The sequence below is a fragment of the Pseudomonas sp. FYR_5 genome (assembly GCF_043106315.1).
In the GTDB taxonomy this organism is placed as follows: domain Bacteria; phylum Pseudomonadota; class Gammaproteobacteria; order Pseudomonadales; family Pseudomonadaceae; genus Aquipseudomonas; species Aquipseudomonas putida_Y.
This window is the reverse complement of sequence record NZ_JBICMK010000097.1, coordinates 77,664-90,094: the sequence shown is the minus strand read 5'-3', so window position 1 is coordinate 90,094 and position 12,431 is coordinate 77,664. Positions and strand designations below refer to the sequence as shown.

General features: G+C 59.4%; 11 protein-coding genes. 4 read left to right on the top strand and 7 right to left on the bottom strand.

The genetic code is table 11. From position 1 onward, the window contains the following. The first annotated feature begins 93 nt into the window (after nucleotides 1-93). The gene (locus tag ACF8RA_RS18880; protein WP_392514356.1) at nucleotides 94-864 is read left to right on the top strand and encodes an IclR family transcriptional regulator; all 771 of its coding nucleotides are present in this window, start codon (nucleotides 94-96) and stop codon (nucleotides 862-864) included. 150 nt (nucleotides 865-1,014) lie between these two features. Here ACF8RA_RS18880 and ACF8RA_RS18875 read toward each other — a convergent pair whose 3' ends face one another. The 5 genes from ACF8RA_RS18875 to ACF8RA_RS18855 all read right to left on the bottom strand — a co-directional run bounded on the left by ACF8RA_RS18875 (nucleotide 1,015) and on the right by ACF8RA_RS18855 (nucleotide 6,813). Then, the gene (locus ACF8RA_RS18875; RefSeq protein ID WP_392519429.1) at nucleotides 1,015-1,272 is read right to left on the bottom strand and encodes a PAAR domain-containing protein; all 258 of its coding nucleotides are present in this window, start codon (nucleotides 1,270-1,272) and stop codon (nucleotides 1,015-1,017) included. Then, nucleotides 1,269-2,162: a DUF6708 domain-containing protein gene (locus ACF8RA_RS18870; protein WP_392514355.1), complete on the bottom strand. Its 894-nt coding sequence runs from the start codon at nucleotides 2,160-2,162 to the stop codon at nucleotides 1,269-1,271. Before ACF8RA_RS18870 ends, ACF8RA_RS18875 begins: the two co-directional genes overlap by 4 nt. 149 nt (nucleotides 2,163-2,311) lie before the next feature. Further along, the gene (locus ACF8RA_RS18865) at nucleotides 2,312-3,205 is read right to left on the bottom strand and encodes a DUF6708 domain-containing protein (RefSeq protein WP_392514354.1); all 894 of its coding nucleotides are present in this window, start codon (nucleotides 3,203-3,205) and stop codon (nucleotides 2,312-2,314) included. A gap of 2 nt (nucleotides 3,206-3,207) precedes the next feature. Beyond that, entirely contained in the window at nucleotides 3,208-6,198 is a 2,991-nt protein-coding gene (locus ACF8RA_RS18860) for a T6SS effector BTH_I2691 family protein (RefSeq protein WP_392519428.1), read from the bottom strand. 327 nt (nucleotides 6,199-6,525) lie between these two features. Then, entirely contained in the window at nucleotides 6,526-6,813 is a 288-nt protein-coding gene (locus tag ACF8RA_RS18855; RefSeq protein WP_209965356.1) for a hypothetical protein, read from the bottom strand. A gap of 164 nt (nucleotides 6,814-6,977) precedes the next feature. On the opposite strand from ACF8RA_RS18855, the gene ACF8RA_RS18850 reads away from it, so the two are divergent. Both ACF8RA_RS18850 and ACF8RA_RS18845 read left to right on the top strand, forming a co-directional pair. After that, complete coding sequence (locus ACF8RA_RS18850; RefSeq protein ID WP_339444145.1) at nucleotides 6,978-7,406, top strand: DUF2231 domain-containing protein; 429 nt, start codon at nucleotides 6,978-6,980, stop codon at nucleotides 7,404-7,406. Next, nucleotides 7,403-8,695, top strand: coding sequence for a PQQ-dependent sugar dehydrogenase (locus ACF8RA_RS18845; protein ID WP_392519427.1), 1,293 nt, complete (start codon nucleotides 7,403-7,405; stop codon nucleotides 8,693-8,695). The genes ACF8RA_RS18850 and ACF8RA_RS18845 overlap by 4 nt, the downstream gene beginning before the upstream one ends. A gap of 84 nt (nucleotides 8,696-8,779) precedes the next feature. Here the strand turns inward: ACF8RA_RS18845 and ACF8RA_RS18840 are convergent, their stop codons facing one another. Further along, nucleotides 8,780-10,912 (bottom strand): TonB-dependent receptor, encoded by a 2,133-nt coding sequence (locus tag ACF8RA_RS18840; protein ID WP_392519426.1) that lies wholly within the window; start codon nucleotides 10,910-10,912, stop codon nucleotides 8,780-8,782. Between the two features lie 215 nt (nucleotides 10,913-11,127). On the opposite strand from ACF8RA_RS18840, the gene ACF8RA_RS18835 reads away from it, so the two are divergent. Beyond that, a complete protein-coding gene (locus ACF8RA_RS18835) occupies nucleotides 11,128-11,709 on the top strand; it encodes a hypothetical protein (protein ID WP_209965362.1) in 582 nt (193 codons plus the stop codon). Nucleotides 11,710-11,789: 80 nt separating this feature from the next. On the opposite strand, the gene ACF8RA_RS18830 is transcribed toward ACF8RA_RS18835, so the two are convergent. Further along, nucleotides 11,790-12,428, bottom strand: a complete 639-nt coding sequence (locus tag ACF8RA_RS18830) for a peroxiredoxin-like family protein (RefSeq protein WP_392519425.1) — start codon at nucleotides 12,426-12,428, stop codon at nucleotides 11,790-11,792. Nucleotides 12,429-12,431 lie beyond the last annotated feature (3 nt).

Here is a 12,431-nt window from a genome sequence, read left to right as displayed (position 1 = left end):
GCGCCAAGCGGCCACTTAATGCGATAATCGCAGTCATGATCCGGTTATCGCAGTAATCGGCTGTTTTTGTGCCTCTGGTAGCGAGTCGAATGCATGAACCCACCCGTCATCCATCCCCGTGACCTGATCGCGGGCTTGCAGAAAGGCCTGGCGCTGATGCAACTGTTCAGCGCCGAGCAGCCGCGTCTGAGTGTGCCGCAGGCGGCCAGGTTATCTGGCCTTACGCCCAGTGCGGTGCGGCGGTTTCTGCTGACCTTGGTGCATGAGGGCTTTGCCGAAACAGACAGCCGTGAGTACTGGCTGACCCCCAAGGCCTTGCGTATCGGCCAGGCTTATGTGAACTCGGCGCAATTGCCGCGAATGCTGCGGCCGATTGTTGAACAGGTGGCGCGCCAGACCCAGGAGCACGTATCGGTGGGTACCCGCGATGGCGATGAGATCATCCATCTGGTGCGTAGCCGGTATAGCCATGTGGCGTCTTTGTCGATCAGGCCGGGCTCGCGGGTACCCATGTATTGCACGGCCAGCGGGCGGGTCTGGCTGGCCTGGCTGGATGAGGGGGAGCGGGACGAATACTTTGCCCGTCACCCGCTGCGGGCGTTGACGCCCTACACACTGACAGACCGGGTGCAGCTGGACGCTGAGCTACAGCGCGTGAAGGGGCAGGGGTTCTGTATCGTTGATCAGGAATATGAAATCGGTATGCGGGTGCTGGGGGTGCCATTGCTGGGGCGGGCCGGTCAGTTGAAAGCCACGCTGACCATCACTACTCATGCATCGCGGTTGAGTATTGATGAGATACGGTTGCGGTATTTACCGACCCTGTATGAGGCACAGGCGTTGCTTCGGCCAGTGCTGGATTGACGCAGACATGGCGCAGTTTGCGGGCTGGCGCCATGGATGTGAGAACGGGTCACCCGGAAAGGTGGCTTCGCTCGCCTTTTGGGCCGCTGGACGGCCCAAACCTGTTGACTGTCAGGCTTCAGCATCCGGCTCGGTGGCCGGTAGTGGCTTTCAATCAATGAGCCAACCCTGGTCCCCCTCGATCAAGGTCCCTCCATGACTGGTAGTGTCACCCTCCCTTGCTGCGGGGTGGCCCTCGATGATCGTGCAGGCAGCGCCGATTTCGATAACGGCGCCACAACTGATGCGATCGCCCACACGAGCGACGGCCTTGCCATCCACGAATGTTGCATTTGCGCCGGTTTCCACAGTGCCTTCGCCATGGAGCGGGCAGCTATGACGATGGCCTACCAGTACGATGGGTTTCATTTGCGCTTCCTTTTGCCGGGTTGAATGGGGGCTTCCTCAAATGCTTCGGGTGGCGGTGGCGCTGCTCGGACGTTGAACAGGCGGCAGATGCCATACCAGCAGAGGGCGACGGAGAGGTTGTAGGGAAACAGCACGACCCAGAACGGCAATTGCCAGTTCTTTTTGCCCTGCATTTCACCGGGCTCGCCGGTTCGCCAGGGGGCATAGTGGCGCCAGGCTTCTGCCGGGGTCAGGCAGATGGCGTGGAGTGGCTTGTGCCACCAGTTGGGTTCACCGGGCGGGGGGAGTTTGTCCGGGCCGTGGTCCATGAAGTGGCGGAGGTATTCCCATACCTCGGCCACATGCTTGACGCCGGGTTCGGTGGGTTCGTTGCTGTCGACCCAGAGGCAGTCTTTTTGGTGCAGGCTGCCGTCTTCCCGGCGGGGGGCGAAGGCGAGGGCATAGCTGGTGCTGAATGATGAGCCGCCGTATTCAGTGCGTTTGAAGATGCCACCTCCTGTGTTGGCCCATTCGAATATGAGTACCTTGCTCAAACGTTGGTAGTAGATTTTTTGGGTTGATCGGTTGAAGCAGAAGATTGATAAGCGTTTTATGAAATATATTCGATAGGCTAAGAACGGGAGGAAGATGAAAGGTGCAATTAGTGTAAGGAGGATAAAGGTATAACTAAAGGTGTATGGGTTCCAGGCTTCACTGGTTAGTAAGTAAGGATAGGTGAAAATAATGAGCGCAATGGTCATTGCGCAGTACAGCTTTCCCATAAAGACTGAGTCTGTTACCCAGGGGTTTCTCAGACATAAGGTGGTTTTTGACAAGCTTGATAGTTGCCCGCCAATAGCGGGCTTATGCCCTGAGCTTGAGCTTGAGTTGAATATCCAGATGGTTGCCATGATCAGCGCTCCAGACGAAAAATTGACAAGGTCTCAGCCATGGCCGGGGAGTCGCGGGTGCATGGCGCGTTGGTGTAGTGCACCGTCAAGATGGGTACGCGTGAACTGCAGACAGGGCCTGGAGGTAGCGCTGCTGACGGAGGTGTCGCTCATGTACGCTTCCTTTTTTGGGTTGAATGCGCTGGGGCCTCCTCAAATGCTTCGGGAGGCGGTGGCGCTGCTCGGACGTTGAACAGGCGGCAGATGCCGTACCAGCAAATAGCGACGCAGAGGTTGTAGGGAAACAGCACGGCCCAGAACGGCAATTGCCAGTTCTTTTTGCCCTGCATTTCACCGGGCTCGCCGGTTCGCCAGGGAGCGTAGTGGCGCCAGGCTTCTGCCGGGGTCAGGCAGATGGCGTGGAGTGGCTTGTGCCACCAGTTGGGTTCACCGGGCGGAGGAAGTTTGTCCGGGCCGTGGTCCATGAAGTGGCGGAGGTATTCCCATACCTCGGCGACATGCTTGACGCCCGGTTCGGTGGGTTCGTTGCTGTCGACCCAGAGGCAGTCCTTTTGATGCAGGCTGCCGTCTTCCCGGCGGGGGGCGAAGGCGAGGGCATAGCTGGTGCTGAATGATGAGCCGCCGTACTCGGTGCGTTTGAAGATGCCACCTCCGGTGTTAGCCCATTCAAACACAAATACCTTGCTCAAACGTTGGTAGTAGATTTTTTGGGTTGATCGGTTGAGGCAAATGGTTGATAAGCCCTTTATAAAGAAAATTCGATAAGCGAGGAAAGGAGTGAACGCGAAGGGGGTTATTAATAATAAAGTCATCAATAAAATGTCTTCGCTATAAAGTTTCGAGATGTTAGAGGGCAGATAAGGGTAAGTGCCTGTCAGCAGTGTTATCGTAATTGCGCAGTATAGTTTTCCCATAAACACGGAATCTGTTATCCATGGGTTTCTTAGGCGCAAGGTATTCTCGGATACGTTTGCCAGCTGCCCTCCAATTGCAGGGGCGTATCCGGAGTATGACGTTGAATTGAATATCCAGATGGTTGCCATGATTAGCGCTCCAGACGAAAAATTGACAGAGTCTCATTGTCTTCGTCCAGGCCTTGATTGGCGTTGTAGGTTAGATGAAGTGAGACATGATTTTGGTTGGCTAGGGTGTTTTCGAAATGTAGAACTAAGCCAGCACCTACGAGGTGGCCGGTCGGGCTGATTGGGAAAACGTCAATTCCGTGGTCGTCACGAAGGGAACTCAAACTTCCTGACCATTCACTTATGCCTAGCCTGAATGCAGGCAGCAGCACTGTGAACTCTACGGTTGGTTGGGGCGTGACTACTTCGTTTTGTGTGATAGCTGTCCAATTTGGCGGCGACCAGTGGTTATTCTGATGCCATCGGGTGTCGGCTTTAGTTATGCCGAGGGATAGGGCCTGCTCGGCCGATAGTAGCTTGGGTCCGTAATGTTCATTATGCCAAGCCTTAATTTCTGTTTGCAGCGAAGTGAAAGCAGGAAGTTTTTTGTCCAAGTCTAATTTTATGTCTGCGTGCGACTCTCCATCATTGATGCGATTGCCGAATATGCTGCGTGCTGCCCATAGTTCTATTGGGCTGTGAAGGTGCTCATGTGCCTTGGCGTGCAGGTAGAGGCCTCCTGCAATGATGGCTACTCCTACGAGGACAAGGGCCGCTGCGGCCCATCCAGCAAAGGGTACTAGCGTTGTAGCGCCCGCAATGGCAAGTCCCGCTTCAAGAGTGACAGCAGAGCCAACGGCCATGGTTAATCCACCAGCAATTGTGTATCTGCCAGCCGTAGAGTTACCGTTATCGAATTGGCGCAATCCCTTTGACCAATCTGAGATCAGAGCAAATGCTATTGCCGGGTATCCGGCTAGACGCGCAAACAGATTGCTACTCAAAAACTTGATAGCCCCATTGCCAAAGGCCATGCCCGGCGCTGTGGCACTTAATCTCAGCATGACGGCCTTTTGCGTTGCCCGTACGCTGACCAACGTTGCCGCCGCTGCACCGATCACCCCGAACACAGATGAAGCGAACCCCAGGGTGTACTCCGGTGCATCGCTCTTCTGCAGGCTGTTGTAGGCCGTCTTGAGCGATAAGATGTTGAACCACAGCATCCCCGCGTTTAAACCGCCACCACCGCCGGAGGTGAGCAACCCCAGAAAGTTGGGTTTCACCCGCGCAGTGGTGGTCAGCTCGATGGACACCGTGCGGCTGCCCGAGATGCGCAACGCTTTCATCTCCTCAACCTGCGCCATGCCGCTCTTCAAATACCGCTGCACCTCCTGGCTAAATGGATTTTCCGTAATGGCCTGGTCGGTGATTCGATAGCGCGCCGCCAACAACCCCAGTGCTTTCTCGGCATTGGCCTCACGCGCAGCCAGCAACACTTGCTGGCGCAGGCCATGGCTGGCATCCCAGCGGGTCTGCCCGCGCAGGCGCTTGAGCACCACGGTATTGACCGACTGGGCGGTGAGGTCGGTGATGTTCGCCATGGCCGGGAAGCGACCGGCCAGCCCTTCGATCACGTTGTCGCTGGCGCCGAACAAGGTGCCGATCGAATCGGCTTTGTCCTTGAACGGGTTGAACGGCGCCAAGGCGGTGTAAAGCGGGCTGTCGTGCTGGTCCAGCCATTGCTCCAGGCGTTTGAAACGCCGGTCATGAGCTTCGGTGCCTGGTGTCGGCTGGCCCATCGGGTGGATCAGCAATGCCAGTGAGATTTCCAGACCGCGGGCGGAGGTGCGTTCGTTGCGGTCGTAACAGGCCAAGGCGGCTGCCAGGCTGTAGGGGTTATCGATGTGTTGGGATTCGGCCGTCGCCAGCCAGGCATCATGATCGTTGCTGGCTTGCAAGGCCAGGTTGCGCAGGGCGGCAATCCGCCGTTCCAGCGCGTCGCGTTCGGCGAGGAAGCGCCGGTATTTGTCGACATCGAGGCGCTGTGCCAGGCGCGCGCCGTTGGGGGAATAGTCTTCATGGGTGAGGGCCTGGAAATGTGACTCGGCCGGCGACAGGGCGGGCCCCCGGCGTGACGTACCCAGCCTGAACGCGGCCAGTTCCGGTGAAGGGGCATCTGCCGGGTACAGGCTTTCCAGCGTCTTGTTCAGCAGCATGGCGACCAGGTTGCGATGGTGAAAGTCGCGGCTCTGCGGGCTGAGCTGTTCGGCATCCAGCCGGTAGCATGCCGGCACGCGCTCCTGCTCGGGAAGCTGGGCGGGTTTCGTGTGCTCCAGTTGCTCGGCCGGCATCAGGTCACGCAGTTGATGCTGGTAGGCCGAGACCGACAGGCTCAGGTCCAGGGCCATGCCTTCGGCATCGGCGAGCGCCACTACCACCGGCACTTTCGGTTGGGTCCAGGGGTAGTGCCGGGCGATGGCATTGAGGTTGCCGATGGGCAAGGTTTCGGTGATCGGGTCGCTGCTCCAGGTCAGCGGCATGCGCCGTTCTGTCGGTTTGAAGTCTTCGACCCAGGTTTGCAGGGCACTCACTGGCAACGCATGGGGCTGGGTGGACGGCGCCGGGTTGCCGCTCACCAGCTCGGCCATGTCCAGCTGGCGCATGTGCCGTTTGCGCAGGGCTGGCGAACCGGTGATACGGGCGGTGATGGCGTTGGTCCACAGGTGCGGGCTGTAACCGATCCACACTTCCTTGGCGGTGTCCTGACAGGTGTCGGCCCACACCCAGCCCGTGCTCTGGCCGGACAGGTAGCGGCCACGCTGGTGGTAGTCCTCCAGCCCTTGGTAGCGCAGCTCCTTGTAGAGGCCCACGCCGACGTGCTCATGAATGACCAGCTTTTCGCCCAAAGGGCCTTTCATGAACACGTAGACATAGCCCGGGCGCAAAGCGCGGAGGGTATAGGCCGAGTGCTGCAGCGTGGGGAAGCCTTGTTCCAGGTTGAAGCCTGCATCGGCATAGCGGCAGGCGGGGGCGTCGGCGGTGCGTGGCACGATGGCGTAGCGCACTGGCAGGATGGGTATACGTGCGCTGCAGGCTGGACCGGAGGTGGCGCTGCTGACGGAGGCATTGGTCATGCGAGCTCCTTGCTCAGAGAGACAGTCTTTTCGAACCAGAGACGCACTGCGGCAAGTTTCAGTACTGACAAGACTGAAATAGCGTTATTCATACTGTGCTGGATTTAAGCCCCAGATCTATGCTGTAAGAAGTTTCCTACTTACTTGCTGAGATGAACGGGTGGCCTAGTACCTGGAACTCAAGTGAAAGACAATGCCTCGAACGCTGCTTTTTGGTCGAGTTTGAAAGTGTAAGATTTTATTTGAATATATATTGTATTTGCGCAGCTTCGTGTGAAAAGTTGCAGTGTGTTTGTAGGAAGTTTCTTGCAGTAAGTTTTTATATGTTCAGTTCTTGCACTTGGCCAGCACTACCTGGCAAGTCCTGGGCGTGCCTCCCGAGCGGCTGGCATAACGCACGCAGTTGTTCAGCGATTTCTGTTGCGCAATGCTCAATGTATTGCCCCAGGCCAGGCCGCCTTCACCGATAGTGGGGACGGCCTTGGCGAAGCAGTTGGAGCCCACTGCAGGCGTGGCGTAGCGTGCCTGGCTGGCTTTGCTGGAGCAACCAGCGGTAAGTGCCAGGCTGAGGCCTAACAGGGTGGCCAGTACCCAGGACGTAGTTGGCCTGCTCATGTATTCCCCTTCTGCACTTGGCAGCAAATGCCTTGCAGGATATTTCATTACAGCGAAGCGGTGAACTATCTCGGCGTCAAGAGGCTCCTTTGCTAAGCGCACCCTGCGCTTACCTGATGGCGCAAGACCATCAGCCCTGGGTCACTGAATGAAAAGGAGGCACCGTGACCGCATCAGATCAAACCCTCTACCGCTGTACGCCCAGCCCGCTGCATGCCTTGCTGCTGGCAGGCAGTGTGCCGTTGTTCCTTGGCGCGCTGTTGAGCGATCTCGCCTACTACAACAGCTACCAGATTCAGTGGAGCAACTTCGCTGCTTGGCTGATCGCCGGTGCCTTGGTGTTCTGTGGGCTGGCACTATTGTTCGCGCTGGCCAACCTGATCCGCGCCGAGCGCAAGGGCGGGCGCGCTACGCTGTACTTCGTGCTGCTGTTGGTGACCTGGGTGCTTGGGCTGATCAATGCCTTCGAGCATGCCAAGGACGCCTGGGCGGTGATGCCTTCTGGGCTAGTGTTGTCGGTAATCGTGACAGTGCTCGCGGTGGTGGCCGCCTGGATCGGTTTGAGCAACCTGCGCTCAGGAGGTGTGGCATGAAGCCTTTGCATGCGTTCAGCCTGTTGAGCGTGGCGCTATTGTTGGGTGCCTGTGGTGGCGACGGCGAGCCGACCCAGGCCCATGGCCCGGACCCGAAGCTGCCGGAGCCTCAGCGCGGCTTGCTGCCAAATATGAAGATTGCGCAGCCGGTTGCCTGGGGTGAGCTGAAACCGACAGTGCCGGAGGGCTTCAGTGTCACGGCCATTGCCACTGGCCTGAAAATCCCGCGTCAGAGCCTGGTGCTGCCCAATGGCGACATTCTGGTGGCTGAGGGTAGGGGGGGGAGCGCGGCCAAGCTCAAGCCCAAGGATGTGATCGCCAGCCAGATCAAGGCCAAGGGCAATACCCAGGTCAAGGGTGGCAACCGCCTGACCTTGCTGCGCGATGCTGACGGCGATGGCAACTACGAGGTACAGGCCGTGTTTGCGGAAAACCTCAACGCACCGTATGGCCTGGCCTATGCCAACGGCAAGCTGTATGTAGCCAACCAGGATGCGCTGGTACGCTTTGACTACAAGGAAGGCCAGACCCAGGCCGACGGCCCGCCAACCAAGGTCACCGACCTGCCGGCCGAGATCAACCACCATTGGACCAAGGCGCTGACCATCAGCCCGGATGGCCGCTACTTGTATGTGGGTATCGGCTCGAACAGCAACATCACAGAGCGCGGCCTGGAGGTAGAGATCGATCGGGCCATGGTCTGGCAGGTCGATGCCGAGACCGGCGCACACCGGCCCTATGCCACCGGCTTGCGTAACCCGACGGCATTGACCATTCAGCCGCAGACCGGGCAGTTGTGGACGGTGGTCAACGAGCGGGATGAGCTGGGCCCCGACCTGGTGCCGGACTACCTCACTTCGGTACGTGAAGGGGGCTTCTATGGTTGGCCTTACAGCTACTGGGGGCAGCATGTGGATGAGCGGGTGCGGCCGCAGAACCCGGACAAGGTGGCGGCGGCGATCAAGCCGGATTACAGCCTGGGTTCGCATGTGGCTGCACTGGGTGTGGACTTCTCGACCCCGGCAATGGGCGAGCGCTTTGCAGACGGTGTGTTCGTGGGCGAGCACGGCAGCTGGAACCGGCCCAACCCGGTGGGTTACAAGGTGATTTTCGTGCCGTTCAGCAATGGCAAGCCTGCAGGGGAACCCATCGACTTCGCCACGGGCTTTCGCGGTGAGGATGGCAAGACCCGGGGGCGACCGGTTGGGGTGACGGTGGACCCGCGTGGGGCGTTGATCATTGCCGATGACCTGGCGAATACGGTGTGGCGGGTGACGCGTAATCGCTGAGTGCTATCGGGTCAAATCGTCAAAGCTTGCTGGCGATGGGCCGCAGAGCGGCCCAATTGCTGACTGACAGGCATTGCGCGTGGGTCAGAAGCGGTAGTTGAAGCTGGCTTCCAGCGTGCGCGGTGCCCCTGGGGTGATCAGGTCGACCGAGCCATGTGCCGAGGCATAGTAGTCACGGTCAAACACGTTCTTCAGGCGCAGCGCGGCATCCCACTGCGGCACGCTGTACAGCAGCGCGGCGTCGAAGGTGGTATAGCCCGGCATCACCACCACATTGTCGAGCGCTGTGTAGCGTTCGTCGACGTAGTTGGCGCCGGCGGCCACACGCCACTCCGGTGTCAGGGTACGTACCAGCCAGACGTTGGCGCTGTTGCGCGGCGTCAGGGTAGGGGTCTGGCCTTCGTTCGCGACGCCATTGGTCTTGCTGTTGGACTTGGTGATTTCGGCGTCCAGGTAAGCGTAACCGGCATAGATCTGCCACTTGTCGGTGAGATCCCCGCTGATGGTGGCTTCGAAGCCATCGGTACGCTGTTCGCCAGCCAATACGGTCAGGTTGGGGTTGGCCGGGTCGGCAGTCTTCATGTTGGTGCGTTCAAGGCGGAACACTGCGGCGGTCAGTGACAGGCGGCTGTCGAGCAGGTCCCATTTGGCGCCGATTTCATAGTTGGTGGTTTCTTCCGGCTCCAGGTGCTGGTTGCTCGGGCTCACCGCGAACACTTCGCCTGAAGGCTGGTAGCTGCGGCTGACCGACACGTAGTAGGACTGGAATGCGTCTGGCTGGTAGACCAGGCCGGCACGCGGGCTCCAGGTCTTGTCGGTACGATCAAGGTCGATGTTCTGCACGCGGTCGTCGTCGTACTCCTGGCCAAAGATGTCATAACGCACACCGACCAACGCCTTCCAGTGCGCGTTCAGCTCGATCATGTCCTGCACGTACAGACCGGTGGTCTGCTGGAAGTTGGTGCCCTTGGAAGACAGGTTGGCGGCATGGTCCGGTACCGGCACCAAGGCATCGCGGTAAACCGGTACCTGGGCCACGTTGGTCTGGCTCAGCACGCGCTGGTACTTGTCCTGAAAGCCTGCTTCCACGCCATACAGCAGGTTGTGCTGCATGCCGGCCAGTTGCGCCTGTTGCTTGAGCTCCGTCTGGTTGAACACACCGTACTCATCGCGAGCGACGTTGCCGCGGTTGAGCTTGATCAGCAGTTCACCATCAGGCGCGGTGACGAAGCGCGTCGGGCTGCTGTTGGCCAAGGTGTTGTTGCGGTCCAGGTCGTAGCGGTAGTAACGGCTGGTGTTGGTCAGGGTGAAGTTGTCGTTGATGCGGTAGTCCAGGCTGGCTGTAAGCGAGAACACTTCGCTGCGGGCGTAATCCTGGTCAGCATCGCCAGAGCCGAAGCGCCTGTCGCGGTCCACGTCCACCGGGCGGTTGCCCAGGGCCGGGATGCCGAAGTCGATCAGGCGCTTGTCGTACAGGTAGGTGGCGCCCAGGTTCAGTTCCAGGTCGTCCGAGAGACGGAAGTAGGCCGACGGTGCGATGGCCTTGCGGTCGATGTAGCCATCATCGCGGAAGGTGTCGCTGTCTTCGAAGGCACCCGTTACGCGGTAGGCCTGGTTGCTTTGCGGGTCGGCCCAGCCGGTGTCGAACTGGGTTCGGCGTTTGCCTTCGCTGTCGAAGTTCATGCCGACTTCGCGCTTGGGCGTGAAGCTTGGTTTCTTGCTGATGCTGTTGATCAGCCCGCCCGAGGAGCCACGGCCATACAGCACCGCGGCCGGGCCCTTGATCACCTCGACGCGCTCGATGTTGGACAGGTCGCGGAAGTACAAGGCGTCGTCACGCACGCCGTCGATGTACATGTCGCCAATGGCGCTGAAGCCACGGATGGTCACCTGGTCGCGCTGGCCGTCACCGTTTGACAGGCCGATGCCGGGCACGTTCTTGAGCACGTCTTCCATGGACTGTGCGCCCTGGTCCTTGATCACGCTTTCGGGAACGACGTTGACGGTTTGCGGGATATCGCGCAGCGGTGCGTCGATTTTCATGGCGGTGCGGCTTTCACTGGCCTTGTAGCTTTGCTGCTCATAGACGCTGGTGACGGCGGTGGCAGGCAGGGCGAGGCTACTTTGCGTATCGGTTTGGGCGGCAGCGTGTACAGCAGGCACAACGAGCAGGCCCAGCATGGAAATGGATGCTGGGGCAACAGACCTTTTTGCCATTACAGGCGACTCTTTGTTGTTATCGGGAGTAACGAATAGTAATGATTTGCAAATGTAAAGCAAGTGTAAAGAATTCGTATTAGCTGTAACAGTGGTTCGGCGCCGAAATGCGTCGCGCACCGAGAGGGCCGGCAAGGTGGCAGGTAATGGCTATGCTTGATAGCGCGTGAGCCTTTCACGCGCCTATTCGGACTTGATCACAGGGAAGCACGCCTATGAACCCCATTCTTACTCTCGCTCGTGCTGTAGCCCTTGCCACGCTGGCCTCTGCTGCCAGCTTCACGGTACAGGCTGCCGGCATCCCCATCGGGAGCGAGGCGCTGGAAAGCCATGTCACCACACAGGTAACGGCTATCGACCTGGCCACCCGCCAGGTCACGGTGAAAGGCCCTGACGATAAGAAGGATGTGACGTTCCAGCTGACCGAAAAGGCCAAGGCGCTGCCCAACCTGAAAGTCGGTGACCAAGTCGACATCTACGTGACACGCGCCGTGGCCTATGTGCTCAATCCGGACGTGGGTGGGGCGCCGAAAGCGACTGAAGAGTCCGGTACCATCCGTGCAACCGAGCAAAACCCCAACCCGGGCGGCGAGGCGTTCCGCCAGGTCAAGGTTACCTCTCAGATCAAGAAGATCGACCTCAACACGCATGAGGTGAGCTTGTTGCCGCCGGAGGGCAAGCTGCAGGTGGTCAAGGTCGAGAATCCAGACCTGCAGAAACGGATGAAGAACCTCAAGGTTGGCCAGACGGTCGACGCGATCTACACCGAAGTGCTGCGCGTCGAAACCTCGCGCTGACCTCAGCCGTTGCCGACCTCGGTTACTCGCCTACGATCGGCCATTTGCGGTCCGGGCAGCCCGGTGCCTGGGAGCGGGCCTCAGTGGCCCGCGGCTTCGATCAAAGCCTGGGGTTCGGCACGCTCGGAGTAGTCGACATTGACGAAGGCATGGCGAATGCGGCCATCCTGGCCGATGACGAAAGCGCTGGCCATCGGCAGGCTGACGTCGTCGCATTCGTTCAGTGCCTTGAGGTCGGCGCCAAGTGCTCGGTATACCGCCTCCAGCTCTGGCTCCAGCTCGAAGACGATGCCGTACTGGCGCGCCAGCTGGTTGCCCGGATCGCTCAGCAGTTGGTAGCGCACGCCCAGGGATTCGCGGGTTTTCAGGGTGGCAGCGCGGCTCTGGGCGGAGACGGCGACCAGCGTGGCACCGCTGGCGGCCAGATCGCCTGCCATCTGCTGGTATTCGCTGAGCACTACATTGCAGAACGGGCACCACAGGCCGCGGTAAAACACCAGTACCAGCGGGCCGCGTGCCAGCAGGGCCCGCAGATCCACGGCCTTGCCATCGGCATCCTCCAGCACGGCCAGCGGGGCGTTGTCGCCGGATTTGAGCACGTGGTCCTCAGGATGCCTTGCGATCAGGGCTTGCAGCGAGGCGCCAAATTTTTCCAGCACCTCGGTGGGCAGTTGGGTCATCTGCTCTTTGACGGCGTCGAGTTTTTCCTTGAGTGACATGCT

What these genes read in the sequence shown, in the direction of transcription:
- ACF8RA_RS18835 (WP_209965362.1), top strand. Translation starts at nt 11,128, where the DNA reads ATGAACCCCATTCTTACTCTCGCTCGTGCTGTAGCCCTTGCCACGCTG.
- ACF8RA_RS18855 (WP_209965356.1), bottom strand. Translation starts at nt 6,813, where the DNA reads ATGAGCAGGCCAACTACGTCCTGGGTACTGGCCACCCTGTTAGGCCTC.
- ACF8RA_RS18845 (WP_392519427.1), top strand. Translation starts at nt 7,403, where the DNA reads ATGAAGCCTTTGCATGCGTTCAGCCTGTTGAGCGTGGCGCTATTGTTG.
- ACF8RA_RS18875 (WP_392519429.1), bottom strand. Translation starts at nt 1,272, where the DNA reads ATGAAACCCATCGTACTGGTAGGCCATCGTCATAGCTGCCCGCTCCAT.
- ACF8RA_RS18830 (WP_392519425.1), bottom strand. Translation starts at nt 12,428, where the DNA reads ATGTCACTCAAGGAAAAACTCGACGCCGTCAAAGAGCAGATGACCCAA.
- ACF8RA_RS18840 (WP_392519426.1), bottom strand. Translation starts at nt 10,912, where the DNA reads ATGGCAAAAAGGTCTGTTGCCCCAGCATCCATTTCCATGCTGGGCCTG.
- ACF8RA_RS18880 (WP_392514356.1), top strand. Translation starts at nt 94, where the DNA reads ATGAACCCACCCGTCATCCATCCCCGTGACCTGATCGCGGGCTTGCAG.
- ACF8RA_RS18860 (WP_392519428.1), bottom strand. Translation starts at nt 6,198, where the DNA reads ATGACCAATGCCTCCGTCAGCAGCGCCACCTCCGGTCCAGCCTGCAGC.
- ACF8RA_RS18865 (WP_392514354.1), bottom strand. Translation starts at nt 3,205, where the DNA reads ATGGCAACCATCTGGATATTCAATTCAACGTCATACTCCGGATACGCC.
- ACF8RA_RS18870 (WP_392514355.1), bottom strand. Translation starts at nt 2,162, where the DNA reads ATGGCAACCATCTGGATATTCAACTCAAGCTCAAGCTCAGGGCATAAG.